The sequence below is a fragment of the Amycolatopsis sp. NPDC051758 genome, assembly GCF_044453095.1.
In the GTDB taxonomy this organism is placed as follows: Bacteria; Actinomycetota; Actinomycetes; order Mycobacteriales; family Pseudonocardiaceae; genus Amycolatopsis.
Genome location: NZ_JBITCJ010000008.1, coordinates 65,901 through 91,867 on the forward strand (window position 1 = coordinate 65,901; position 25,967 = coordinate 91,867).

Below are 25,967 nucleotides of genomic sequence, written 5' to 3' on the forward strand. Positions count from 1 at the left end.
ACGGGGGCGAACGGGCCGTCGGAAGACGACTGTGGTGACGAGCGGCGAACCCGCCGCCACGCAGGAGAGGAATTCCGATCATGGACATGAAGCTCGAGGTCGTGGTCCTGCCCGTCACCGACGTCGACCGGACCAAGCACTTCTACAAGACCCTCGGCTGGCGCGAAGACGCCGACATCGCCTTCGGCGCCTCGCGCGTCGTGCAGCTGACCCCGCCGGGGTCACCCACATCGGTCCACTTCGGCACCGGCATCACCGACGCCACCCCCGGCTCGGTCCGCGGCACCTACCTCGTCGTCGACGACATCGAGGCGGCCCGCGCGGAACTCGCCGGGCTCGGCGTCGACGTCAGCGAAGTCTTCCACCGCGACGACACCGGCGCGTTCGCCCCGGGCGCGCACCCCGACCGCGGCACGTACTCCTCGTTCGCGTCGTTCAGCGACCCGGACGGCAACACCTGGCTGCTGCAGGAGATCACCACCCGCTTCCCCGGACGCGTGACCGGCGTGGCGTACGACTCGACGCAGCAGCTCGAAACGGCGCTGCGCGAGGCCGCGGCCGCGCACGGCGAGCACGAGAAGGAAACCGGAAAATACGACGAAGAATGGCCGGTCTGGTATGCCCGGTACATGGCCGACCACGCCTGACCGACCCCCGACGGAGCGCGCGCGGGCCGGACACAGCCCGCGCTCCCCCGGCGTCTTCCCTGGAGGAAATGATGACCGAACGCGATTTCGACGCCATCGTCCTCGGCGGTGGCGCGCCCGGCGAACACACCGCGGCCGCGGTCGCCGCCGGCGGGCTCCGCGTCGCCGTTGTCGAGCGGGAATTGCTCGGCGGCGAATGCTCCTACTGGGCGTGCATCCCGTCCAAAACCCTGCTGCGGCCCGGCGAAGCGGTCGCCGCCGCCCGCGACGTCCCCGGCGCCCGCGAGGCGGTCACCGGCCGGACCGACGCCGCTGCGGCCCTCGCGTACCGCGACTTCATGGTCTCGTCCTACGACGACAAGGGCCAGCAGGCGTGGGCCGACGGCGCGGGCATCACGGTCCTGCGTGGCGAAGGCCGGCTCGCCGGGCCGCACACCGTCGCCGTCGGTGGGAAGGAGTACACCGCCGACCACGTCGTCGTCGCCACCGGCTCCGACCCCGTCATCCCGCCCGTGCCCGGCCTGCGCGAGCTGCCCGGGCTGTGGACCAACCAACCGCGAAGCCACCGGCGCCAACGAAATCCCGCGCCGGCTTCTCGTCCTCGGCGCCGGACCCACCGGCGTCGAGCTGTCCCAGGCGTTCACCCGGCTCGGCGCCGACGTCGCGCTCGTCGACGGCGCCGACCACGTGCTCCCCCGCGAACCCCGCGCACTCGGCGATGCCGTCGGAGAAGCCCTCCGCGCCGACGGCATCACACTGCACCTCGGGCAGCACGCGAACGCCGCGCGCCTGGACAACGACGAGTACGTCCTCGACCTCCCCGACGGCACCCAGCTGCGCGCCGACCGGCTCCTCGTCGCCACCGGACGGCGACCGCGGGTCGACGGCATCGGCCTGGAGACCGTCGGCGTCGAAGCGAGCCCGCACGGGATCCCGACCGACGAACGCATGGCCGCGGGCGACGGGCTATGGGCCGTCGGCGACGTCACCGGGCAGTGGAACCTGACGCACGTCGGCGAGTACCAGGGCCGCGTGGTGGCCGCCAACATCCTCGGCCGGCCCACGACCGTCAACTACGACGCCATCCCCCGGGTAATCTTCACCGACCCGCAGGCCGCGGCCGTCGGCGCCGCCGAAGACACCTTCACCGCAACCGTCCAGCTCTCCGGAGTGGCCCGCACGGCGACCTACACCCGCGCCTACGCCACCCGGCCCGGCTTCCTCACCGTCGTCTCCGACGGCGAACGGCTAACCGGCGCCTACGCCGTCGGCCCCGAAGCCGGCGAATGGCTCCAGCAGGCCACTCTCGCCATCCGCGCCCGCGTTCCGCTGGCCGTGCTGCTCGACGTCGTCCAGCCGTTCCCGACCTTTTCCGAAGCCTTCCTCCATGTCCTGCGCGAACTCGATCGCCAGGTCCACCACCCGTCAGGGGATCGATGATGTCCGCCTACCGTGCGTTCGAAGTGACCGGCACCCGCCAGTTCGCCCTGGTCGAACGCGAAATCCGCGACCCGCTGCCCGGCGAAGTGCGCCTGCGCGTCGAGGCCTGCGGCGTCTGCCACAGCGACACCCTCGCGGTCGAAGGCCTGCGCGCCGGCCCGTCGGTGCCCGTTGTGCCCGGCCACGAGATCGTCGGCGTGATCGACGCCGTCGGCCCCGGTGTGACCGCCTGGGCGGCCGGTGACCACGTCGGCGTCGGCTACCTCAACGGCCACTGCGGCCAGTGCGAGAACTGCCGCCGCGGCGACTTCGTCAACTGCACCGACCAGCCCTGGACCGGCACCACGACCGATGGCGGTTACGCCGAAGTCGCCTACGCCCGCGCCACCGGGCTGGTCCGCATCCCCGACGGCGCGCAGCCTCTCGAGGTCGCACCGCTGCTGTGCGCCGGGCTCACCGTCTACCGCGCCCTGCTCACCGCCGACGCCCGGCCCGGTTCGCTCGTCGCCGTCCAAGGCATCGGCGGCCTCGGCCACCTCGGCATCCAGTACGCCAAAACGCTCGGCTACCGCGTCGCGGCCATCGCCCGCGGCACCGGCAAAGCCGAACTGGCCGCCGAGCTCGGCGCCGACGAATACATCGACAGCACAGCGGCCGACCCCGGCCAGGCGCTCGCGCGGCTCGGCGGGGCAGCGGCGATCCTCGCAACCGCGTCGAGCGGCACGTCGATGTCCCCGCTGGTGGCCGGGCTCGGCACCCGCGGACAGCTCTTCGTCGTCGGGGCCGCACCCGACCCGATCGAGGTCCGGACACCGGAGCTGATCTTCGGCACACGCTCGGTCGTCGGCGCCCTCACCGGCAGTGCCATCGAGAACGAGGACAGCCTCCGGCTGGCCCACGACCGCGGAATCCGCAGCCACAACGAAATCATGCCGCTGCGGGAAGCACCCAAGGCATACGAACGGATGATGTCCGGCGACGCACGTTTCCGCGTCGTCCTCGACACCCGCGAATGACTCCATTCGATGTCCGCGATCCGGGCACCCACCTCGTGCCGCGCGGCGACGGAAACCTCTACCTCGGCGCCACCAACCGCCTCACCCGCTCCCCCGACCCATCGCGGCCGCGACGCTGGACGAAATCGGCGTGCTCATCGCCGACAGCGTCCGCGGGCTCGACCACCGGCTCACCGCCGCGGCAACCTCTCCCTGCACATCGAACCGAGCGCAACAATCGACCGCACCGCCCTCATCGGCGCCGGCACCCGCATCTGGCACGAAGCTCACGTCGCCGCGAACGCCACCATCGGGTCCCGGCCGCGTACTCGGCAAAGGCGCCTACGTCGGCCCAGGTGCCCAGATCGGAGCGAACGTGAAGATCGGCAACTACGCCTGTCTGTTCGGCGCGGTCGTCGTCGAAGACGGCGTGCTCATCAGCCCGCACGTCGTGCTCACCGACGACTCCACGCCACGGGCCACTCGGCCCGACGGCATCCGCCAGCAGCACAGCGACTGGATCTCAGACCCGAAGGGGGTGAGATGGATGGATACTTCCCACGGATGACGCGTGGGTGTCGCACCCTCTGGTGCATCGGGTGCCGGTTGTCGCCGGCGCGTTGTTCGGGTTCACCCTGCCGGCCTTGGCCGTGCCGGGGTCCGCGGACGCTTCCGAAGGTGCGCCGCCCGATCGGGCAGGTCTGCTCGACGGAGCCGGGCAAACCGTGCACCAGGTGCTCGAGCTGATACGGCGCTGTCCGTCGTGGGAAACAGCGTCAGCGGATGCGCGGGCCGGCGGACGTGGTGAAGCGGAACTCGATGGCGACCGGCACCTCATCAAGGTCCAGCGCCTGGCGGAGCCGGGGCAGGCCCTCGGTCTCCAGGCGTTCGCGGATTTCCGTGGGGTCGCCGTCCTGCTCCACCGAGACGACCAGCGCCAGCGTCGGGTCCTCGCGGGTCCCGGCCAGCGTGGCGCGGGCCTGGTGCACGCCCGGGTAGGTCCGGAGCTCCTCGGTGAACGGCGCCACCGCGGCGTCGGCGGCCAGTTCGGTCCGGCCGTGGTCCGGGTCGGTCTCGAAGCGCCACGTCTGGGTCCGTGGGCGACGCGCCAGCTGGGCGAGCAGCCAGCGCAGCACCAGCAGCCCGAGCACCACGGCCACCGCGGCGGCGACGTAGAGCACCCACGTAGGCGGCGTCGCCGTGCCCGGGACCAGCGGCGACCCCGGATCGACGACGGTCAGCCGGCGGAAGTGGGTAGCGACCGCGAACCCGCCCGCGGCCAGCAGCACCAGCCCGACCAGGCCCACCAGGACGCGGTTGAGCCGGGCGGGACGGTTCAGGTTCGTCATGACGCCTTCTTCCGGGATGCGCGGACCCGCACCGACACGGCCGGCCGGGTGGCCGGGCCGACCTGGTCGAGCCGGTGGCCGACCGCCTCGCGGACGGCGTCGGCGAGGCCGTCAGGCCGGGTCCGGGCGGTCTCGACCCGGACCTTCACCCGCCGGGTGCCGACCTTGACCGCGGCGCCGGACACGCCGTCGACGCCCGCCGCGGCGGCACGCAGCGTCGAGCGGTAACCGCCGCGGGCGGCACCCGCGTCGAAGGACCCGCTCAGCGGCAGCACGGTCAGGGCCCCCGGCAGGATCGCGCCGAGCACCAGGACCAGGCCGAGCAGCGCGACGACGCCTCCGGCCACGGCCGGCAGCACGTCCGTCCACCGCAGGTCGTGCAGCCGGGCCGCGACCGAGCCGGGGCTCACCCACGGACGCTCGCCGAGGATCAGCTGGACCGCCACGACGGCGACGAGCACGCACGCGGCCAACACCACCACCGCGGTCAGGACAGCCGGGACGCTCCGGCGGGAACGGCGTTTCATTCGACCCTCCGTTCGTGGCCCGCGGTGGTGTGCAGGGCGGTGACCGTGAGGTCGACCCGCGTCACCGTGAGCCCGGTCAGCGCCTCTACGCGCGCCACCAGGTGCTCGCGCGCTCGCTCGGTGGTGCGCGCAACCGAGGCGGGGTACACGATCGAGATCCGCACGTCGAGCGTCACGGTCTCGGCGCCGACCTGGGCGCTCACCTTCGCGGAATGGTCGAGGTCCTCGCCGCTCAGGCTGACGCCGAGGACCCGGCCGGCCGCGCCGCCGACGTCGTCGACCTCGAGCACGGCGCAGGCGGCCAGCCGTTCGACCGCCTGCGCCGAGATGGTCAGCACGCCGCGCTCGGCGACCGGCGCGGTCAGGGTGGTGGTCATGCTCAGCCCCGATCGCGGCCGGAGAGCTGCGACAGGTCGAGCTTGCCGTCGAGGTAACGACCGACCAGGAAGCCGATCGCCCCCAGCACGGCGACCGCGGCGAACGCCCCGAAGCCGCCGAACGCGACGGCCAGCCCCAGGACGAGGCCGGTGAGCAGGCCCAGCTGTGTGGACTTCACGACACCCTCTCCTTCTGTTGTTCGGCAACCTCTTGGCCGGCGGTAGCCGGTTCGGCCAGGTCCGCGATCACGACATGCACCGGCCGCCCGGCGACCGCGGCGGCGGCGCGCACGGCCGCGGCGACGTCCGCGGCCACCAGCGGGTAGCCCGTGGTGACCGCGATCGTGACGTCTTCGTCGCGGACGCGCACGCCCGCGATCCGCCGCGGCGGGTCGAGCGTGGCGATCTCGCCGAACCGCCCGCCGTGCAGCCCGGTCACGCCGGGCGCGATCCGCACCGCGGCCGCGATCCGGGCGGCGTCGGGTTCGGGGTTCACTGCACCCGGCCGGTTTCGGTGGTCTCGCCCTCGTCCTCGGACGGCAGGTGCAGGTCGCCGACGTTGATGTTGACCTCGACCACCTCGAGCCCGGTCATCTGCTCGACGGCGGTGATCACGTTGCGGCGCACCGAGCGCGACAGGTCCGCGATGGACACGCCGTACTCGACGACGATCTGCAGGTCGACGGCCGCCTGCTTCTCGCCGACCTCGACCGACACGCCCTGCCCGGCCGAAGCGGTCGCGCCCGGGATGCGTTCGCGGATCGCGGAGAACGCCCGCGCGGCGCCGCCGCCGAGGGCGTGCACGCCGGGAATCTCCCGCGTGGCCAGGCCGGCGATCTTCTGGACGACGACGTCGGCGATCGACGTGGCACCCTCGGTCGTCACCAGCGCGCCGTCGCCGCCCTTCTTGGCGGAGTCGGCCGGCGCCTGCTGGGCCGGCACCTTGGTGGCGGTGGCGTTCGTCATGACGTCTCCTTCGCACATCGGAATGCGTTGTTTGTCGGTGGAAGCCCCTTGATTGTTCTTCCACACAGGACAGACAACGCGGTGGGAAGATCGTCACGACCCGATCGTGTGACCCCCATCTCCCGTGTACGAGTGACGGCCGGAATCTGGGAGCGCTGCGAGAAGGCAGACTCACGTGAATGCGACGTCGTCAGCAAGCCGTCGACCGACAGCGGCCAGATCGAGGCGGTCATGCCGTCCGCGCACACGCCGCGCCAAGTGCGTCCAAACCGGTGCAGATGCACTGGATGGACAGGGCAAGGTCTTGAGCAAGCCACTCCCTGAGCCGCCTCACGCCCGCACCGCCACGTCGACCTGTTCGAGGTAGTCGCCTCGTCGGCGAGCCGGTCGCGGTCGGCGGCCTGGACCAGGCGACACGGCCCGGCATTTGCAAGCCCGAGGGGCCGCGACGACAGACAACGACACCCGCCGACACCACCGCCACCCGGCGACCGAGGAAGACAGCCTTGTCCGCCATCACTCGACACCATCCGGCATGGGCAGGTCGGGACTCTTAACCAGCGGGTTGCGCGGACAGTGCCGCTACGCAGATCAGCCGCCCGCCCCTTCCCGCCTGGCTTCTGTTGCCACCCGTTCGGCCTGATGCAGCGAATTGCAGGTTGTGCGGTTGCTGCGTTCCCGCCACGTGATTTTCGTCCAGGCGGCCGGCCGCTTTCCAGTGGCGGAGAACTCTGCGGCCGTAGTTGTGGGTATTGGCCACTCGGTCGAGTTCGGCACCGGTCGGGGTTCGGCCGTGTGCTCGTTCCCTCAGGTACGTTTGCGAGTCGCAGTCGCGGCGAACTCTCGGCCGTCGGCTGCTCGGTCTCGCTGCAGGCGTCCCGGCGATGGCGGAGCGCTAGGTTAAGAAGTTCTACCGCGAGGAGCAGCGCCAGGGGTGGGCTGGCGGCGACGATGACGCCGAGAATGGTCTGGTTGTCGGTCGAGCCGATGTTCGCGCACAGCGAGAGCGAGATCCCGAACCCGAACACCGTCCACGCGATACGGCGGCCCGAGTCTCGCCCGGCCGTCCACAAGGTGGTGTGGCGGAGCCAGTGGGTGGAAATGTTCTGCGTGTGCACCGACGGGACGTGCTGGCCGCCCCGTTCCCACAGGTAGTCGTAGCGACGCTTGGTTATCGGATCGCCCGTGCGATACCGCAACAACGGCCCGTCCGGGGTGGGTCGCTCCGCGCTCGTCGGCGTGCGAGACCAGCAGTCTCATCAACGTCGGTGACACCGGCTGGAACCGGCTCGTGCCGTCCTTCTCCCGCAGGTAGACGAGACACTGGGTCTCCTCCAAGTCTCGCCGCCGCAACCCCAACGCCCCCCACGCCGACACGCAGTCTCGGTATGCAGTCTCAACAGGGGCGTGTCGAGATACGGGTCGTCTCCCGTCTCGGCCGCCGCGGCGTTGACCTCGACCAGCTCGTGGTCAGCGAGCGCCCGCCGCGGTGAGGGAAGACGGCGAGGCTTCTCCACCTTCAGTGCCGGGTTCTCCGCCTCGGTCAGGATCCGATCGGCGACCGCGTGCCGGTAGAGGCAGCGGACCGCGACGATGAAGTTCTCCGCGGCGTTTCGCCCCCGCGTGAGTTTCGCCGCACCACCTCCTGCGCCCGGGACTCCTCGGCCAGTTGCTTGATCTCCGACGGCGACGGCTCATCCAGCCGCCTACTCCCCCACGCCGCCTCCAGACGACGCCAGTACGACGAATACGAGCGTGCCTTCGCCGCCGACACGGCCCGGGCAACCACCGGGATATAGTCGGCGAAGGTTGGTACCTGGGGTCGCTCCACCGGTTCGGTGAGCAAGTCGGCGGGAGCGATGCCCATCTTCGACAACAGCAGCCGCGCCGCGTCCAGTTCCATCTGGCTTCTGGTCATCGGAACCTCCGGACAGGGAGGCGTGATAGCCGAAATCATTTGATCCAGCGCGGTAAGCGGGTGCACGACGAGGACACCGTGCTCCGGGTCGGCAACTAGCAGGACGTCGTCGCCAGTGGAGACACCACACAGGCGGCGCAGCGCGATAGACAGCACCACCGTCCGGCGCGTGCCCAACCGGAACACTCCACCGGGATCGGGCTTCATCACCACCGACGTCGACACACCCGTCGCCGCCAGCCGCACCGACGCCGGCCAGCCCAACAACCTCAGCAGAGGCTGCACACAGACCCTGCCGGAGGCGTCGATACGAGCGATCGCGTATTCCAGACCGCACCGGGATCGATCAGGCGGCGGTGTCGGCAGCGGGAGAGAACCGCGATCGGAGCCAGCGGTGCGAGCAGGCCGTCCACGCTCGCTCGAGGGATTGCCGGAGCTACGGCAGCGCTCACGCTGACTACCCGGACGGGTGACACGAGGCTGGAACGCAAGATGCCGACCACCAAAACCGGCGATCGGCGTGCCGTGAGAGGATCGGTGAAAGTTCACCACTTTTGGTGTCCGAGGACTGAGCTGCCCCGTAACCCCACGCTCAGGTTCGCCACTGACCTCCAACTCTCGTAACGGCACCCGTCGCGAGCGCGCCATGAGCTCAATCGTCGGAGTGCGGCGAGGCGCCCGATGGCCGCGTCGAGCTCAGTCGCCCGCAACAGCGTGACCAGCGCCTCGTACGCCGGAGCGTTGACTTCGGTTCACCGGAACGCGGCGCATCGCATACCACTCGCCTGCTCGGTCCTGACCGTTCCTCACCCAAGAGACGACACGAACCCCCGGAACGCAGCGACCAACTCACGCAGCGACCGCACGTCACAGGACCCTTCGTAACTTTTCCCGTCAGCCGACGTCCAGAGCCAACGACCCGCTCCAAGGTCCACCTTCGACCTCGGCAGCACTCGGCCCTCCACACCGGTGCCCACGATGTCGACGAGCAGCCTCCAACCCGGATTGTCCAGCGTCTCGAGCCGGACGCCGAACTCGTGCTCCCAGTCGCCGTCGCATTGACTCGAGAACCACTCACTCAACCACAGGATCTCTTCTGTCATGCCTCGCTCGGCGGTTTCCCGTAGTACGCGCGAACCACTTTCCCCAACTTCCGCTGGATTCCACGCAAAGTCCGGAGCGTCACCACATCGTCAAGCCCGGTCGTCGTCGCCACTCGCACCCCGTACCCGCCAGATCACTGACGAAGACGATCTCCGCCGCGACCAGCACCCGAGCCCAGTCGACCGGGGCCAACGGACTCCCCGCCCTCAACGCGGCTCGCAGCCGTTCACACTGGTCGATCAGGTCATCGAGACCCGCGAACCCCATGCCGACCGCGAGCTCGTCACTACACCGGGCAGGACCACCCCACTCCAGCAGCGCGATCTCCTCCGAGGCGAGCAAGTCGCCCGGCCTCACGTCGACCATCTCACCGGAGACGTGGGCGGCGGTTCGGGACTCGAAGAACTCGACCGGGACAGTGCGGCGGGCAAACCGCCCCTGCTGTCCTCACCCATGTCGTCCGGAGTCATCGAACCTCGACGACCACGCCGAACTCACCCAAAACAGCCGTGATCGCGCTCACGAACTGCTTCCCCAGCGCCTCTTCGGAGGAGGAGAAGTCTTTCCACAAGAGCCTGGCCGGTCGCGTCCCTACCGGGCTCGAGCGGAGGCAGTCGGCGAGTGCGTCGAGATTCGAACCGAAGTAGCCCCCCGGGCCGTTGGCAGCTTCGCCCAAAGCACAGTAAAAGCCGGCCTTCGTCACAGTCGATGCACCGTCGAGGGTCATCACCTCCGCGTTCCCGTACCTGACAGCACCGTGACCGGTGGCGAACCACGAGTTCCGCACGACGTGCAGCCAAGCCTGGTGGTGGCCGGCCGGGCGTTGAAGCCACTCGCCCGTCCGCAGTGGCCGTCCCGACGCCCACCGCAGCCAAATCCCGGCTGCCTCCGGATACTCACACCGGTCGCCGAAGTGCCGGAACGAAACGCGGGGAACTTCGCCCCGCGCGTCCGCCGTACCGGAGTCACCGAAAGTCACCCCTCCGACGAGGTACTCACCTATCCTTTCGCGCTGTGTGTTCACTACCTCGAGGACCACGTCCTCCACCCGCCGCGGAGGTCTCTCACCGAGGCGCGCCCGTAAGAACGCGACTTCCGACGAGTCGTCGCCCGGAGAGACGAAGAAACCGTCCAGCTCTTCGGCCTCGACGAGCAGGTTGCCCCCGCTCCCGTCGACCAGGCGGTACAGCGCACCACTCTCAACGGACTCCACCTGGCTCCACCTTCCCCTTCCCGTCACCGCTGGACGCGCACGACCGCTGCCGACTCCTCAGTTCCAGCCCGAATCAGGGAAGTGTGGCGCGCTGAACCGTTGGATCTTGTCATAGTGGGTCGACGTCCAGCCGTACACCTTCGAGCCGTCGGAGAGCTCCTTCTCCAGGATCCGGTCGGTCTCGGGACGGCCGGGAACCCGGTATTCCTTGGCTCCGCCCCACCACGGGTACTCGCGTCCCGAGTAGGTGTCATGCGACGTCAGCTTTCCGGCTTTCACATCGTCGTAGGCAGAGGCGATCTTGTTGTTCATGCCCTTGGGCAGGGGGTCGGACAACTTGCCCTTCGGGCAATTGTCGTTGTGGACGAGCACCGGACGCTCTCCGGCCTCGACATAGAAGGTGTGGTCTGCGTCCACCGACAGGTTGTGGACCCGCGCCGGCCGAGTCAGCTCGCGGACCGCCGAAACCGTCACCGCGGTCCCGCCCGCCACCAGCAGGTCGTCGCCGGCCCGCAGGTCTTCCGCGTCCACCCAGCCACGCTGCGAAGGCACCCAGAACGGGTGACCATCGGTCGCCACGATCGGGGCCTGGCCCGCCACCGTGATGCGGACAAGGTGCTTCCACCCCTGCCCGATGATCGTCGCGACCACCTCGCGGGACGTAGTACGGCCCGTCGAAACGTCTGTGGCCAGCACCCGGTCGCCAAGCCGGATCTCTTCGATCGGACGACGGCTCCCGTCGGCCATCAGCACCAGCGTGCCCGGCGCGAAGCTGTTGCACCCCGTCACCTTCGACAGGCGCTCCTCGGCCTGCTCGACCCGCCGCAGATCCGCTGCCGCCTTGTCGCGGCGACGCATCCACGTCAGCGTGTCCTTGAACGCCGACACGATCTTGTCGACGATCTTGCCGCCCTTGAGCACCTTGCCCCATGGCAGCGACGTCAGGATTTCCCAGGCGCAGCCGGCCAGGTTGAAGTCCTTGATGCAGTTGTCGACGACGCCCTTCACGCCGATGATCTCCTGCAGGATGTCACCACCGACCTGGATCGCCACGTCGATCCAGCTGCGCTTGTCCGCCGCCGCCTTCTTGGCTTCCTCGTACTCGGCTTGACTGAGGCCCGCCTCCTTCAGTGCCTGCTGTTTGGCGTCACCCGCGCCCGCACCACCGCCGCCCGCCCAAGGCGGGTCGATCCATATCCGGTAGTAGAAGACCTGCACAACCCAATAAGTCACTGCCACCAGCATCACGACCGGCATGAACAGCCCGACGATGTAGAGCGCCCAGACGAACGTCGTCACCGAAGTTCGCTTGGCCACCGAGACGGTCTTCCAGTACAGCCCGTTCGGGTCCGAGTTCGTCACCGGCGAGTTGTTGCCGTAGGCGTACCCGTTGAGCTGCTGCGGGTCGGCGAAATCCAGCACCGGGTCGGCCGAAGCGAACCGGCCGGTGACCGGGTCGTACTCGCGGGCACCCAGGTGGGTCAGGCCGCTGTCGTCCTTCGTGCCGCCGACGAAACCCTTGTCGTCGGACCAGGACGCCGGCTGCTTCCCCCTCGGGTTGCCGAAGGGATCGGCCTGCCGCGTCTTCGCCTCCAAAGTGGACGCGTTGATCGTCATCGACGCCGTGCCCTGGTGATCACCCAGCAGCCACGACAAACCACCACCCGGGCCGGAAGTCCGCACCGCGACGTCGGAGCCACCGTGGTCGTAATACCGCCGTGCGGTCAACTCCCGGGTCGCGTTGCGCACGACCAGTTCCATGCCGTCGAGGTACAGCGTCGTGGTGCCGGATTCGCGCTTGATGAGCCGGCCGCCGTCGGCGTCGTAGACGAACGAGGTCTTGCGCCCGTCGTGCTCCTCGAGCTTCGCAAGACGCCCGCTCGCGTCCCACTCGAGGGTTTGCGACGAACCCGACACCTTCCGGCTCGTCGTGTTGCCCGTGGGGTCGTAGGCGAACTCGTCCTTCGCCGTGCCCGCCGGCCCGGTCTGGGTGACGGTCCGGAGCGTGTGCGGCTGGGCGCCGTCCGGGCCGCCGTAGGCGTAGGTCCGCGTGCTGTCCCCCGCCGCCGTGTGCTCGACGTCGGAGATGCGGTTGCCGCCCTTGTCGTAGGCGTACTCGCGCCAGTACGGTGCCGTCCCGCCCAGTCCGGCGACCGACGGCTGCTCGCCGCAGTTCCCGCTCTTCGGGGTGAACGCACCGGTCATCCGCTTGAGGTAGTCGTAGCCGAAGCACTGCACGTCCCCGACCGCGCCTGGCGGGGTGTCCGCCAGCCTCGTGATGTTGCCCGCCGGGTCGTAGCCGTAGCTGCGCTTGGCCAGGTACGCCCCGCTCTCGAGGTTGCGCTGGACGTCGACACCGGCCAGGCGCCGCGTGCCCTCCTCGTAGAACATCGAGGTGTAGACCTTCTTGCTGCCCGAGCCCAGCGTCAGCCGCAGCGTCTCCCCATACTTCGAGTACAGGTGCTCCGGAACGTAGGTATCGGCGCCCTGGGTTTCGGTGGGCAGCCCGAGGTCGTTGTAGTAGTAGCTGATCAGCTCGGGGTCGAGCCCGCCCGCGCCCGGCTGGGTGCGGGAGATCACCTGGCCGGTGTTCGCGTCGTAGGACGTGCTGAACGCGTAGCTGCCGGTCAGCTTGCCCTCGCCGTCGGGGATGACGACCTCGGTCTCGGTGGGCCGATTCGCCGCGTCGTAGGCGGTGACCTTCTTCGTATAGTCCTTGCCGCCGGCGTGCCGCGTAGCCGCGTCCACCGTCCCGCGCTTGACCTTGTCGTAGGACCAGGTGGCCACCTTGGCCTCGGGCGCCTCCGCGCCCGGCCGCTCGTACTGCGCCACCTGACGGCCGAGCTTGTCGTACTCGGTCCGGAGGCGGACCCCACGGGCGTCCGTCGACGTCTCGAGCTGGTCGAGTGCCGTGTAGGTGTAGTGCCGCTCGCCGGCATCCGGATCGTGGTCGACGGACTTGCGGCCGAGCAGGTCGTACTCGTAGGTCCACTTCGCGCCATCCGGCCCGACGACGTCGGTCATCAGGCCTCGCACGTCGAACCGGTACTTCGTCGAGTCGTAGTCCCCAGCTGCCTCACGGCTGTGGTATTGCCGCTTCTCGACAGCGTTGCCGTGGACGTCGCGGATGACCGTCGTGGTGGTCCCGCCCGCCGGCGGCACCGTCGTCACGCGGTCGGCCGCGTAGCCGAAGCTCGTCCGCCACTGCTCGACGTCGAGCTTGCGGAAGATCACCGCGGTCTCGCGCTGTTGCGCGTCGAACTCCGTGACCGTCTGGTTCGGCACGGCGTTGTCCAGCACGCCGAGCAGTGCCTCGCCCGCGGGCTGGTCGTTGTAGTACGAGCCGTTGACCTTGGCCTGCAGGCCGCGGGAGTCGTAGAACCAGTCGTTGACGATCCGGCCGCCGGCGACGGCGGGCAGCTGCGTCTGGCGTTCGCGGAGCATGCCGTCGTACAGCGTGTACGACGTCGTGTAGCCGCCGTTCTCGCGCAGCGAGCTCGTGGTGACGACGGTCGGCGCGTCGGTCCGGTAGCGGTAGCCGAACTTGCTGGTCGGGTCCTTCTTGTCCGCTTTGGACTGCCCGGGCGCCCAGGCACGGGCGAGCCGGCCGAGCGCGTCGTACTCCATGTCGGCGCGGCGGCCGCTGATGTCCACATCGGACGTCGTGAGCCCGTGCGCCGGGTCCATCGTGGTCACCGACTGGTAGCCCAGCGGGTCGGTCTTGGTGACCTTGCGGACGCCGAACTCCGGACCCGGCTCGTAGGCCGACGTGACTTCGTCGCCGGCGGAGTTGACCACCTTGACCGGCCGGCCGAGGTCGTCGTAGGTCGTCCCCTGCGTCAGCTGCCAGTCCGTGCCGGTCCAGCGCTCGGTCGCGGTCAGGTTGCCCTTGGTGGGCGCGGTACCCGCGGCGAGTCCGTCGTAGCTCTGACGCACCTTGCCGATCAGCTTGCCCGGGGTGTTCTCGTCGGCCGAGCACGGGAGCGCGACGGTACGCACGCCCGACGGGCGGTCCTGGATCCACGCGGTGTCGTTCGCCGCGAACTCGGTGCGCGCGCAGGTTTCGTCACCGGTGACCGCGAGGTCGCCGGAGTCGTCGACCTGGACGACGTTGCCGTGGCCGTCGAAGGAGTTCTTGACCTCGGTGCGCCGCCAGGTCCCGTCACCGAGCAGCGTGCGCCCGCGCGTGGTCTCGACGTTCGTCATGTACGACTTGTCGTCGCCCGCGGTCGCCGTCGGGCCGTGCAGCCACGGCACCTTGACCGACGATGAGACGAGCTTGCCGCCCTCGTAGGACTGGGACTCCAAGGTGAACCCGGCCAGTGCCTCGGCGTCGGTGACCTTGGCGCCTTCGGAGGGGGCAACCTGGACCGAGCGGGTTCCGCTCGGCAGCCGGTCGCCGTCCATGCCGCGCAGGAACCGTTCGACCGTCACCGTCTGCGTGGTGCCGGGTTCGCCAGTGGTCGTGCGGACCTCGCCGAACCCGCGCCACTGGGACCAGGTCCGGTGCTTCGGCTCGCTGAACTCGGCGTCGTCGAAGTGCCATGCGGCGTCGCCGAGGTAGTCGTAGGCGGTTTTCTTCAGCGCCGAGCCGCCGGTCCGGTCGTCCTCGGTGATCGCCTTGACGACGTACTTGTGGAACCAGCCCAGGACCGCGTCGTAGCCGTGCTCCGGCAGCCACCAGCTCGGGAAGCACAGTTTGCCGTTGCTCTCGGGGCTGGCCGGCATCGCCGAGCCCCAGACGCATTCGCGGTCGGAGTACTTGACCTCGGTGATGCCGCCGGCCTCGTTCTGGACCCGCTCGATGCGGTAGCGCGTGATCGGCGGCAGGCCGTCGCCGGTCGAGACGCGGTTCGGCATCGACAGACCGTGGAACACCATTTCGGGCAGGGCTTCGGTGCCGCCGGCCAGGCCGGTGTGGGTGATGCCCGCGAGCCACAGGGCCGGTGACAGCGCGTCGCCGGTGTCCGGGAACTGGTGCCGCAATGTCCACGCGTCGACGTCACGCCACTGCGCGTCACCGGTGACGTCGTCGCGGCGGATCTGGGTGAGCACCTTGACCAGGCGCTTGCGGCTGAAGAACGCGGGCGAGGTCCGGTTGTCGCACTTCTCGCCGGCCTTGCAGATCCGGTCGAACGGCACATCCGGCCAGTTCTTCGCCGTGTCCTTGGTCAGCTGGTCGGCGTTGCAGGCGAAGGTGCTCGTCGGCAGGCACCGCTCGGCGGTGTCGAACCACACGCGCGAGGGCGCGGGCGCGAACAACGCGGTCGAGCGCAGGCCGTACTCGACACGGCGGAGCTGGCCCGCGGCGACGTAGGAAGTCTGCTTGTCCGCGGCCATGTCCCGGCCGTAGAAGTTCGTCTCGGGCTCGTAGTAGTACGTCGTCGCGTTGCCGTTCGGGTCGACGACGTAGTCGAGGTTCCAGCGGTAGCCCTGCTGGCACCACGAGTCGGCGAACGCGGCCTTGGCGCACGGCTCGCCGGAGTTGTTGCCGAACACCGGCACGGTGTAGGTCGAGCGCGTCTCCGGCTTGCCGTCGCTCCAGCCGGGCAGCCGGTTGAGGCCGAGGAAGTACTGGGTGCCGTTGCTGCTGGTGATCTTCCAGTGCTCACCGTTGTCGTCGCCGTTGGTGGCGCCGGTGAGGTGCTCGATCCGGGATCCGTCGTCGTGCTTGGGTACCCACAGGCCTGCCTTGGCGTCCTTGAGGACGAGTTCCGCCGAGACGCCGTTGAGGCTCAGCACTGCGTTGTCGGTGGCCCAGCACAGGTCGCCGGTCTTGCGCTGGCCCTGGCTGCCGCCGAGGTCGTCCGCGCAGGCTTTGTAGCGACGTTCGATGAAGCCGCCCGCGGACAGCTCCCAGCCGTCGCCGGGGGCCGCGGCCTGGTTGTTGGTCGCGCTGGTGCGGCCGTCCACCGTGCCGGAGGAGTAGCCGAGCCCCAGTTTTGGGGCCACGCCGGCGTTGGGCGGCGGCACTCGCAGCGGCACGGAGTAGGTGAAGTCACCACTCGAGCCGCCGGCCGACCAGGAGCCCGCCGGGGACAGCCCGGTGGCCTCGAACGAGCCTCCCGCGCCGGACGGCGCCGCCGCGGCGGCCAGCATGACCCGGGACTCCGAGGCCTGCTGCTCGGCGGGCAGCGTGACCTTGGCGGTGACGGTCCGCGCGGCCGCGTCGTTGACCGTCTCCACCGGCGTCGCCGTGCGGCACTCGGGACGTTCGGGCGTCCGCGCCGCGCATTCCGGCAGCTGCACCAGCTTGAGCCGCGAACCGTAGTCCCCGCCGAAGGCCGATTCGAAGCCGCGGTAGTCGACCCGGACCGACATCGAGCGCCCGGCCGCGCCCCCGGCGTCCTCGACCGCCAGCACCAGGCCGGTGACGCCCGCCTTCTCCGCACGGCTCTGGTCGAGTGTCTCGACCCGGACCTTTACCTCGGCGGCAGGCGCGGCAGAGCGCGCCAAGGCCCCCGGGGCGTCGACGGCCACCGCGACCGGCAGCGTGCCGGCTTTCCGGAATTCCGATACCGCGGTCGAGCGAGCCGCCGCGGCGGGCGCCGTCGTCTCCCCCTTCGCCGCGCCGGGCCACTTCACTTCCGCCCGCGGGCGGGCGGCCGCTTGATCGACGGCGTTCACCGGCAGCGGACGAACCGGCACCGGCCCGCCGGGGACGGACTTCTCCTGCTGCAGGTCCGGCAGGTGGACGAAGCTGGGCTCGTCGGCCGCGGCGGGGACGGCCTGCACCGTCGTCGTGGCCATGACCGCGGCCAGGACGAGGGCGAGGTTGGGCACGAAACGTCTTCCGGACATGCCGAACTCCAGATTCGGGTCGCGAAGGGGGAATGAAGGGGGCGGTCAGTCCTGCACGGGCAGTTGCCGGATCTGGTTGTCGGTCAAGGTGCCGGAGTAGACCCGCACCGCGCGGACCGCGCCGTTGAACGGATCGACGTCCCGGCCGACCCAGCGGCTGCCGCCGAACATCAGCCCGCCGGTTCCGTTCCAGCCCGCGACACCGCCGAGACGGCCGGCGAACCGGCCGTTGACGTAGATCCGGGCTTCCTTCGCGGCCAGATCGTAGACGCCGGTCAGGTGCACCCACCGCTGCGTGACGACGTCGGCCTCGGCGGGCACCCACCAGCCACCCTCCTGGTTCGCGCCGAGCGACATCAGGAAGCACCACTTCCCGACCTCGGGCCGGTACTGCAGCATGAACGGCGAGAACCGGGTGTCGCGGAGGCTGACGGCGGTGCGCGGCGCCTCGTCGGCGGTGTCCATCCGCACGAAGGCCGACACCGTGTACGACCGGTCGGTGCGCAGGTCCGGCCGTGGCGCTTCGACCGAGCCGTACCCCGTGTCGGGCATCCCGGTGAACTTCGCCGCGGGCTTGCCGTCCGCCTGGGTCCAGGCGGCCGAGCCCTGGAAGGTCGCGTCGCGCCCGCTGACCGTGTCCTTGGTCGTCGTCCCGGTGCCTTCGGCGAGCTTGTAGTGCGCCCTGAGCACCGATTCGTTCGCCAGCGCCGCGGCTTCGCTGCCGACGAGCACCCGCTGGTAGAGCCGGACGTCGTCGACCGCGCCCGGGAAGTAGTCGACCCGGCTGCCGTTCCACAGCGCCGCGCCGACCTGCACGTCCCCGCTCGCCGTCCAGGAGCTGGTGTGTGCGATCTCGGCGGCCGGCGCGCCGTTGACGTAGAGGCGCAGCTTGCCCACGGCCTGGTCGTAGACGCCGGTCAGGTGCGTCCAGACGCCCGGCTGCACGGACTCCGCCGAGATGGCGCGGGAGTGCGGTGCTCCTCCACCATCCACATCGGACCCGAACATCGCCAGGGACCACTTGCCCTCGGGTGAGGCCTGCAGCTGGAACCCGCTGGTGCGCTTGCCGTCCAGCGATACCGCCGACGGCCAGGCCCCGACCTGGTCCAGCCGCACCCAAGCGGACACCGAGAAGCTCTTGGCCGTGTCGACGGCCGGGCCCGTCGCGGAGAGGCGTTTGCCCGTTCCGAGCGCGGCGGCGTTGCCGAGGTAGCCGGGCGCCGTGGCGTCCGCGCCGCCGGAAGAGGTGAGCGACCGGTTTTCGCCGGACGTGTCGGTGAGGTCGCCGTCGAGCTTCCAGTGCCCCTTCAGGTTGCCGGTCAGCGGATCACCACCACGGACCAGGATCGAGTACTTGGCGATCGGCGACAGGTTGCCGGCGCGGTCGACGGCACGCACGAAGACCGTCTGCGGGCCATCGGTGGCCGGAGTCCAGCGGAACACCCCGCTGCCGCCGAGACGATCGGCGTTCACCGGCTCCTTCGGATCGTCGTTCTGCTGGTCGGTCACCGACCACAGGAACTGCCGCACGTCCGGATTGTTCGCCGTCACCGTGAAAGCGCCGGTCTGGCCGATGCCCCCGGAAGCGACGTCACCGCCGACGGGGTAGTCCGTGGACGTCACCGTCGGTGTGCCGGGCGGGGTCTTGTCCACTTCGAACTCGCAGTTGCCCACCCACACCGAGTTGCTGCCGCCGTCGCTGGCGTACATCGACCAGTTGTAGACACCTTCGCCAGTCACCACCCCGGACGGCACGGTCACCTCCGCGAACGAACCGGACGGGATGTTCGACGTCGTCGTCCACCACACTTCGCTGCTGGCGCCGAGCTTCCCCTTGTGGAGCGAGAACCGGGCAGTGAGCATGCCGCCGTCCGGATCGGACACCCGGCCGCGCAGCCGCGGCGTCGGGGTGAAGACGAACGGCCGGGCGTCGCCGGACGCGCACGGGATCTGGCCGCCTTCCATGCCCAGGTTCGCGGGCAACCCCGGCACGGAGTTGTAGACGTAGTCGATCACCGGGTCCAGCGCGAACCGCCGCCAGTCGTTCTGCTGCCCCTCGTTGGCGGCCTTGAGCATGAAGGTCAGGGTGGTCCAACCGCCGTTCGCGGCCTGGCGCGCGGTGTCATCGATGCGCACCTCGGCCGCACCGTCGGTCGGGCAGTACTTGGCGTTGTTGGACTTGCCGATCCCGCCGAGGTTGACCTCCCAGCCGGGCTGGGCGTTCCAGGTCGTGCCCCAGCCGATGCCGCCGGTGCGCCACAGCTCGGTCGGTCCGCCGTTGCAGGAGTAGGAGTGCACGACCCGCGTCCGCATGGTCGCGCGGTGGACGACCTTCCCACGCATCGCCGAGACATCGACGCTGAAGTAGGACCGCGACCGGTACCCGCTCTGGTAGCCCGCCTTCAAGTCGCCCAGGTCTCCGTCGGTCTTGTTGAAGTTGTGTTCTTCCGGCCACGGTTCCTGGACCACGACGTGGTTCTGCTTGGCGCCTGGCCAGAAGTACTCCGGGTCGATCACCACGGGGAAGACCCGGGCGGGGTCGGTGAGAAAGGCGGTGTCGGGCTTGACCACGGTCGTCTCCGGCGTGACGACGACATCCATCGTCGCTTTCTTCGGCGGCTGCACCGGTTCGGGCCCCGCCGCAGAGCGCGCCGAGACACTCGGCGTCGTTCCGCCGGACGAGTCCCACATCTTCGAAGCGTCACCACGGAAAACGACCTCACCGTCCGCGTCGACCGCTTCGAGGGTCCCCGTGCCGCTCTTGCGTGGCGTCAGCCCGCGAGTGTGGTTGCCGAACTTGATCTCACGCAGCTGCGGATCACGCGCCGCTTCCGGAGTCTTCACCACGAGGTGCTCGCTGAAGCCCTTGGTGGTCACGGTGACCTTGAGGTCGACGCCGGGAATGACCTCGGCGTAGGTCGCGACCGGACCGTCCAGCTTCGGCGCGGGCAGCGTCCCCGACCACCCGAGACCGATTTCGTGCTCGCCCTTCGTGGCGGCTGCGAGGATCTCATTGGCACCGCCGTCGGAAAGCCGGACTTCGACGGGCGCGGCATTCGGACGCACCGTGCCGTCGGGCCGCGCCGTGAGCGTGAGGTCGATCGGAACCCACGAGCCGGCACGCTTGATCCGCTGGGGCTCGAGGCTCTCCCGCCGGGTCACGGTACCGTCCGGATTGGCGAAGACCTCGGCGTATTCAGTGGTTTCCGCGGGAACACCAACTGCCGCACCGGACCGCTTCGCGGCAGCGAGAGCAGCGGTCACCGCCGGCGACTCACCGGACGGTTCGGCCGCCGCGGCGACCGGCGAAACCGAAGCCGCCAAGATGCTGCCCACGAAAACAGGCAGCACGGCACGACGAAGTAAGCGCACGAAGACTCCCCCACCTCCGGCCGACTGCGTCGACCGAACCCGATCTTGATCCCCGAGAACTTCTAGCAGCAGATCAACGATTCACCAAGACAGGTTTACGCGATGGCCGGTTACTTACCAACAATAAGGACACCCTAATCGTCGCAGACCGGGTCCGACCTGGGGAAATAACGCCGCTCATCGTGAGCGAGCCAACGGCGTTAGCAAGCCGGACTATGATCAATCCTACTCACTCGGTGACACAGCGCCCGAACTCTTCTCACGCAGGACACCTGATACGCCGCATCCAGACGGGCAGTCCACGGTCTGCAGCGACGGTACGGCCATTCGGGTCCTCGACCCGGACCCGCCTCAAGCACCCGAGGTGCACGATGATCAGTACCGCTCGCAGAGCCACCACGACACGCGCAGTCTCCCCGCGCCGGGCAGGTGCCCGTCGTCGCCGGCAGGCCGTCAAAAGATCCGGGCTGAGGTTCGCGTTCTACGGGCGAATGTCCACCGTCGAGTTCCAGGACCGGGCGACATCCTCGGGGTGGCAGCGCGAGGTCGCCGAGGAGACGATCCGAGGGCGCGGCGTGATCGTGGCCGAGTACTTCGACGAAGGATGTTCACGTCGGCTGCCCTGGCGCGAACGGCCGCTGCCGCACGACTGATGGCAGCTGCGGAGCACCCGAACCGTCCGTTCGATGCTGTCGTGATCGGAGAGTACGAGCGGGCGTTCTACGGAGACCAGTTCGGCGCCGTGCTGACCGCGCTCCGAGCGCAAGGTATCCAGCTGTGGCTGCCCGAAGCGGACGGTCCGGTGAACCTCAAGAACCCGTGCGCCAAGCATTGATGCTGCAGCAGCTCGGCTCCCAGTCACGTCGCGAGGTGCTGAGGGCCCGGCACCGGGTGCTGGCTGCGATGCACGTTCAGGCCCGTGTTCAAGGCAGGTTCCTCGGCGGCCGGCCGCCCTACGGTTACCGTCTCGCCGTGCCGGCCCCCACCCGAATCGAGCCCACGCGAGCTGGGGCCGCCGCTTGCACCGCCTCGTACCCGACCCGACCACCGCACCATGGGTCCGGTGGATCTTCCAGCAACGCGTTACCGGGCGCAGCGTGGCCGGCTTCGCGCGGGAGTTGAACGACCGCGGCGTCCCATGCCCCTCGGTCGCCGACCGGGACCGCAACCGGCACCGGACGCGGCACGAGTGGATCGTCCGCACGGTGGTCGGGATCCTCGAGAATCCGCGATACACCGGGCGGCAGGTGTGGAACCGGCACGGCGCCAAAACAACCAGCCCGGCCCACCACGGGGATCCAGTCCGACCGTCGGCGGCACGAGGTCGGGCCAGGTCGGACAAGGTGACACATCCAGCGCTCGTGGACGAGGCGACGTTCCTGGCCATCCAGGGCATACGCGCAGCCCGACCCACGCAGCACGGCGACATCCGGACGTACGTGCTTGCGGGGCTCGTGCAATGTCAGCTATGCGGCCGCCGACTGGACTCGCGGGTCAACGGCCGCCCCGGCTACCGCCGCCGCCACGGCCACACCAGCGCCCGCAACCGCCCACCACAGCTCGCCAAGAACGTCTACGTTCGTGAAGACCACATGCTCGACGATCTCCGCGCCCGGTTACCCCAGACGGCCGACGACGACGGTCCCGCGATTGCAAGCTATCTGAGAATGAACTGCCTGACGATCAGCTGCGGCGGTCCCACACGAGAAGTCAAACCTCACCGTCCGGAACCCATACGAACCGCTTCAGCCGAAGCCACCGCGGGGCAGCTGCTGTTACTCTGACCCGGCCGCGACGCGCGGCTCCATGGGGTAATTGAGTGTCCGAGGACCGAGTTGATCTATAACACCACCCTGAAATTTGCCACCGACCTGCAGCTTGACTGACGGCACCGGTTAGCGACTTACACTGCTCTGGCAGAAGACCCATCGCCGATCGCGGTGGTGGGCTCCCAACAACCAAGGGCCCTCGCTACGGGCGGGATACTCGATCGATGGTCGTCCCCAGCCACCGGTCGCCCGCGCGTGAACGGCGTTGTTCACGGGCCGACGTGGATGTGCGCGGCCCATAGGGTTGGCATCTGCGGGTACAGGTCCCGCACCATGCGGATGGCTTTGTGCAGGCTGCCTGCCGCGTTGCGGATGTCGAACTGGCAGGTGGCCAGCTCCGTGTAGATCCGTGTGGCGATCTTCGTGGCGATGGAGTCGGAGATCTCCCACAACGTGCCAATGACGTGTGGATAGCCGGCCAATTGAAAGGCCGACGCGATGTGAATCGACTCGTCGACCAGGTTGAGCGACGTGGTCGCCGTGCTACAGGCCGACAGGAACGCGAATTCCGGCTCGCTCAAGTCGAGCCGGGAGATCTCCGCTACGCACAACGGTTTACTCGCATGGTCGTGAACGACCAGGCGGCTCTCGCCGGGGTCGGCCGGGTCGCCGGCGGCGTGACAGGCGAAGTGTGCCCATTCCCTTGTCGCCAATCGCGACAGGATTGCGTCGTGGGTGGCGTCCTCGTTGACGAGTGGGGTCACGTCCGGCAGCAGCCGGCCGAGCAACCCCATCTCCTTGTGCGCGCCCGGTAGGTCGGATTCCCCGGGGGTCTTCGACATGCCGACTGCCAGCAGCCGGGGCACCCGCGGTCCCGTCCGGGAGATCTGACGGGCCCGGGCGTGCGCCAGTGCCCGGATCGTCGGGGTGTACGAGGACATCACGCGGTCGAGCACAGTGGCGTGAAGCGGGAAATAGGCCAGCAGACCACACGGCACCCACCAAAGCCGGCGGACGTCCGGGGCCAATCGGCGGAGCACCGGGTTGGTGACCGTGTCCGATAGCCAAGCCAAAATGTCCTGCATGACTTGCTGGGCAGCCGGGTCTGGCCCAGCGGCGACTGCTGCGCGCAACGCGCCCAGCCGCTCGCGCACCGCGGACAGTTCCAGCTCCGGCAGCGGCCGCACCGTCACGCCGGCTTCGGTCAGAACGAGGGCGTCGCAGCGATACTGGCTGACGTTGACCAGGACTATGGGACCGCCACTCGCCTCGGCGGCCAGCTGCGCCACGGTCCGAGGCAGCATGAACGCGTCGAACCCGGGCACCGCACGAATACGTGTCAACAATTCGGCGAACCGGCTTGCCAGCACCTGCCGATCCTCGTGGGGGTTCTCGGAGTCGAGTTGCCGACACAGGTATCCGAACTCATCCGCCAGCGCCGGGTCCGCGTCTCGCAGGTCCGAGAGGTCCGTCCTGGACTCCAGTGCCTGTGCCATGAGCACGCCTCGGCCCGACTCGAGCAGTTCAGCGGCACGATCCGTCCGACCAAGTTCGAGCTCGCATGCGGCGGCATCACACACCAGCTGTGCGTGCTGAGCCATCCAGTGTGTCGCATCAGCACGCGTGAGTCCCCGTGCCGCCAGCACCGGTAATAATTCGACGGCCACTTCGAACCCGCGCACAGCGCGATCGGGTCGCCCGGCGGTCATCGCGACCTGGCCCCACGTCCTGGCGGCCTCCACCCGGACCGCCGGTCGAGCACCATCGCGCATCGCGGCCGCTTCCAGCAGATCGAGCATCTCGTCGCGGTGCGAGGAGTCCCGAAAGCTCAGCGAAGCCACGAGATTCATCTCGAGCGCCGAACGGTCGGGATGGTCGGCGCCGGCGGCCGCCAAGGCCGCACGGCCGACGTCGATCGCCTGGTCGAGGGCCGCGTCCTCGCCGGTCAAGTCATATCGCCCGGCGAGCAGGTTGCCCAGGGTGCTGAGCATTCCGGCGCGGCGGAAACCGGAGTCGACCGTGGTCTGCACGGCCAAGCGCTGGATCGCGATTGCCTTGTCAATCAGGACGTCGTCGGCGGCGTGTTCGGCCTTGGCCTTCATCGCGATGGCGAGATTGTTCAAGTACATCGGCCGATTGGGGTGGTCCTCCGCGGTCGCCCCGACCGCCGTCGCGCCGAGTTCGATGGCCTCGTCCAGAGCGCCGACCTCGCCGGTACGGCCGAATCGGGCGTGCAGATGGCCGACGTAGGCGGCTTGGTACGAAGCCGCGTCCGGGTGCCCCGGCGGTGTCACCTGAAGGACCTCGCGGACCATGTCGATCGCCTCGCCAAGCGCAACCAGATCACCTGTGCGGTCGAACTGATTCCGCAGGAGCACCGAAAGGTTGTAACGGCAGGCGATCCACAGTGGGGTGCGCGGCTGCGCGGCCTGCACTGCTCGCCGGGCGGCGTGGATTGCCTCGTCGAGGATCGGCTGGTCACCGGTACGGTCGAACTGTGCCTGCAGGAGCAGGGCGTGGTTCCCCAGCGTGGCGGCGACGAGCGAACCCGCCGCCGTTCCCTGCGACATCACGAGCTCCACAGCGGCCGCTCCTGCTTTGCCTGCCTCGTCCAGGAGTTCCGGGTCATGCGTGAACTGGTGCAGGAGACGGGCCGAAGTGCTGTAGCTCAGCAGGTGAACGTAGCGCTGGTCAGAGCCGTCCGGCCGGGCGTCCAGCACGCGCCGCCCGAGGTCGAGTGATTCCCGGAGTGCGGCGAGCTCGCCCGTGCGCTCGAATAGCATCCTCAAACTTTCGGCCAGGCTGTGGTCGTACTGGAACCGATCCGGATCGTCGGAGGGTAGCCGCGCTGCCTCCGCACGCACCGCGGCGATGGCGTCTTCGAGTACCGCCAGGTCCCCGCCGTGTTCGAAGAGACACCGCTGCGCCGCGCTGAAAAATGCCATACGCTGCGCGCGCACCGCTTGGTTCGAATTCTCCGGCTTCACCGCGTTGCGTGCGAAAGCGACCGCTAGCCGGAGCGCGTGCGGATCGGCACCGATCTCCAGCCAGGCTTCCATGAGCAAGGCCAGTCGGTCCCAATCGGTCTCGCGCTGGTCAAGTATCGCGATCAACTCGGGTGGGACGTCTTTCGGCACAATGCGGTCTAGCGCGTCCGGCAGGCGGCTGACCGAGCGGACGGCATATGCGAACGAGAGTAACGGTCTCGCCGTCGTGATCTCGGCTTCGGACCGCCTGTCGCCGAGCGCCACCGCACGCCGCAAATGCAGCAACCCGACGAAGTAGCGGGTCTCCCACAGATCCTGGACCCGCTCGGTACTGACGAACAGCTCGACAGCCTCGGTCAGCGCCTTTTCCTCGAGCAGGACGTACGGTCCGTTGTCACCGTCGAGCCTGGATCGGACAGCCGACAGCCACTGCTCCCTCATACGACCTCGATTCGTTCCCAATGCGGCGGGCCCCGATCCTCTCATCCTGGACTCGGTCATA

At 69.2% G+C, this 25,967-nt stretch carries 20 protein-coding genes and 2 pseudogenes; 9 read left to right on the plus strand and 13 right to left on the minus strand.

All coding sequences use genetic code 11. The features are described from left to right. Positions 1-80: 80 nt before the first annotated feature. The 5 genes and pseudogenes from ACIA5G_RS33380 (at position 81) to ACIA5G_RS33400 (ending at position 3,650) form a co-directional block, all read left to right on the plus strand. Entirely contained in the window at positions 81-647 is a 567-nt protein-coding gene (locus ACIA5G_RS33380) for a VOC family protein (protein ID WP_395930481.1), read from the plus strand. A 71-nt stretch (positions 648-718) separates the two neighbouring features. Next, positions 719-1,120: pseudogene (locus ACIA5G_RS33385) on the plus strand (FAD-dependent oxidoreductase); the annotation flags it as partial. Further along, the gene (locus ACIA5G_RS33390) at positions 1,095-2,087 is read left to right on the plus strand and encodes an FAD-dependent oxidoreductase (protein WP_395930483.1); all 993 of its coding nucleotides are present in this window, start codon (positions 1,095-1,097) and stop codon (positions 2,085-2,087) included. The pseudogene ACIA5G_RS33385 and the gene ACIA5G_RS33390, both read left to right, overlap by 26 nt. Next, positions 2,087-3,103, plus strand: a complete 1,017-nt coding sequence (locus tag ACIA5G_RS33395) for an alcohol dehydrogenase catalytic domain-containing protein (RefSeq protein WP_395931336.1) — start codon at positions 2,087-2,089, stop codon at positions 3,101-3,103. Before ACIA5G_RS33390 ends, ACIA5G_RS33395 begins: the two co-directional genes overlap by 1 nt. Positions 3,104-3,458: 355 nt before the next feature. Then, entirely contained in the window at positions 3,459-3,650 is a 192-nt protein-coding gene (locus ACIA5G_RS33400; RefSeq protein WP_395930485.1) for a hypothetical protein, read from the plus strand. 208 nt (positions 3,651-3,858) lie between these two features. On the opposite strand, the gene amaP is transcribed toward ACIA5G_RS33400, so the two are convergent. The 12 genes from amaP to ACIA5G_RS33460 all read right to left on the minus strand — a co-directional run bounded on the left by amaP (position 3,859) and on the right by ACIA5G_RS33460 (position 20,673). Then, positions 3,859-4,431, minus strand: a complete 573-nt coding sequence (gene amaP, locus ACIA5G_RS33405; protein ID WP_395930487.1) for an alkaline shock response membrane anchor protein AmaP — start codon at positions 4,429-4,431, stop codon at positions 3,859-3,861. Beyond that, entirely contained in the window at positions 4,428-4,958 is a 531-nt protein-coding gene (locus ACIA5G_RS33410) for a DUF6286 domain-containing protein (protein ID WP_395930489.1), read from the minus strand. Before ACIA5G_RS33410 ends, amaP begins: the two co-directional genes overlap by 4 nt. Continuing rightward, on the minus strand, positions 4,955-5,335 hold the full coding sequence (locus ACIA5G_RS33415) for an Asp23/Gls24 family envelope stress response protein (RefSeq protein WP_395930491.1): 381 nt from the start codon (positions 5,333-5,335) through the stop codon (positions 4,955-4,957). Before ACIA5G_RS33415 ends, ACIA5G_RS33410 begins: the two co-directional genes overlap by 4 nt. A 2-nt stretch (positions 5,336-5,337) precedes the next feature. Then, positions 5,338-5,514 (minus strand): hypothetical protein, encoded by a 177-nt coding sequence (locus ACIA5G_RS33420; RefSeq protein ID WP_247051229.1) that lies wholly within the window; start codon positions 5,512-5,514, stop codon positions 5,338-5,340. Then, on the minus strand, positions 5,511-5,831 hold the full coding sequence (locus tag ACIA5G_RS33425; RefSeq protein ID WP_395930493.1) for a hypothetical protein: 321 nt from the start codon (positions 5,829-5,831) through the stop codon (positions 5,511-5,513). The genes ACIA5G_RS33420 and ACIA5G_RS33425 overlap by 4 nt, the downstream gene beginning before the upstream one ends. Next, positions 5,828-6,301, minus strand: coding sequence for an Asp23/Gls24 family envelope stress response protein (locus tag ACIA5G_RS33430; RefSeq protein ID WP_395930495.1), 474 nt, complete (start codon positions 6,299-6,301; stop codon positions 5,828-5,830). The genes ACIA5G_RS33425 and ACIA5G_RS33430 overlap by 4 nt, the downstream gene beginning before the upstream one ends. Before the next feature lie 1,543 nt (positions 6,302-7,844). Beyond that, complete coding sequence (locus tag ACIA5G_RS33435) at positions 7,845-8,504, minus strand: hypothetical protein (protein ID WP_395930497.1); 660 nt, start codon at positions 8,502-8,504, stop codon at positions 7,845-7,847. A gap of 521 nt (positions 8,505-9,025) precedes the next feature. After that, complete coding sequence (locus ACIA5G_RS33440; protein WP_395930499.1) at positions 9,026-9,322, minus strand: Imm53 family immunity protein; 297 nt, start codon at positions 9,320-9,322, stop codon at positions 9,026-9,028. A 79-nt stretch (positions 9,323-9,401) separates the two neighbouring features. Continuing rightward, the gene (locus ACIA5G_RS33445; protein WP_395930501.1) at positions 9,402-9,689 is read right to left on the minus strand and encodes a hypothetical protein; all 288 of its coding nucleotides are present in this window, start codon (positions 9,687-9,689) and stop codon (positions 9,402-9,404) included. Between the two features lie 100 nt (positions 9,690-9,789). Next, entirely contained in the window at positions 9,790-10,536 is a 747-nt protein-coding gene (locus tag ACIA5G_RS33450; RefSeq protein WP_395930503.1) for a barstar family protein, read from the minus strand. A 57-nt stretch (positions 10,537-10,593) separates the two neighbouring features. Further along, positions 10,594-17,337 (minus strand): polymorphic toxin-type HINT domain-containing protein, encoded by a 6,744-nt coding sequence (locus ACIA5G_RS33455; protein ID WP_395930506.1) that lies wholly within the window; start codon positions 17,335-17,337, stop codon positions 10,594-10,596. Between the two features lie 45 nt (positions 17,338-17,382). Continuing rightward, positions 17,383-20,673 carry a LamG-like jellyroll fold domain-containing protein gene (locus ACIA5G_RS33460; RefSeq protein WP_395930508.1) on the minus strand — a complete coding sequence of 1,097 codons (3,291 nt, stop codon included), beginning with the start codon at positions 20,671-20,673 and terminating at the stop codon, positions 17,383-17,385. 527 nt (positions 20,674-21,200) lie between these two features. Here ACIA5G_RS33460 and ACIA5G_RS33465 point away from each other — a divergent pair. The 4 genes and pseudogenes from ACIA5G_RS33465 (at position 21,201) to ACIA5G_RS33480 (ending at position 22,493) form a co-directional block, all read left to right on the plus strand. Continuing rightward, complete coding sequence (locus ACIA5G_RS33465; RefSeq protein ID WP_395930510.1) at positions 21,201-21,362, plus strand: hypothetical protein; 162 nt, start codon at positions 21,201-21,203, stop codon at positions 21,360-21,362. A gap of 41 nt (positions 21,363-21,403) precedes the next feature. Next, positions 21,404-21,544 (plus strand): hypothetical protein, encoded by a 141-nt coding sequence (locus ACIA5G_RS33470; protein WP_395930512.1) that lies wholly within the window; start codon positions 21,404-21,406, stop codon positions 21,542-21,544. Between the two features lie 262 nt (positions 21,545-21,806). Next, positions 21,807-22,055 (plus strand): annotated as a pseudogene (locus ACIA5G_RS33475) (recombinase family protein); the annotation flags it as partial. Between the two features lie 15 nt (positions 22,056-22,070). Then, positions 22,071-22,493 carry a hypothetical protein gene (locus tag ACIA5G_RS33480; protein WP_395931368.1) on the plus strand — a complete coding sequence of 141 codons (423 nt, stop codon included), beginning with the start codon at positions 22,071-22,073 and terminating at the stop codon, positions 22,491-22,493. A gap of 254 nt (positions 22,494-22,747) precedes the next feature. Here the strand turns inward: ACIA5G_RS33480 and ACIA5G_RS33485 are convergent, their stop codons facing one another. Beyond that, positions 22,748-25,906 (minus strand): CHAT domain-containing protein, encoded by a 3,159-nt coding sequence (locus ACIA5G_RS33485; RefSeq protein ID WP_395930514.1) that lies wholly within the window; start codon positions 25,904-25,906, stop codon positions 22,748-22,750. Positions 25,907-25,967 lie beyond the last annotated feature (61 nt).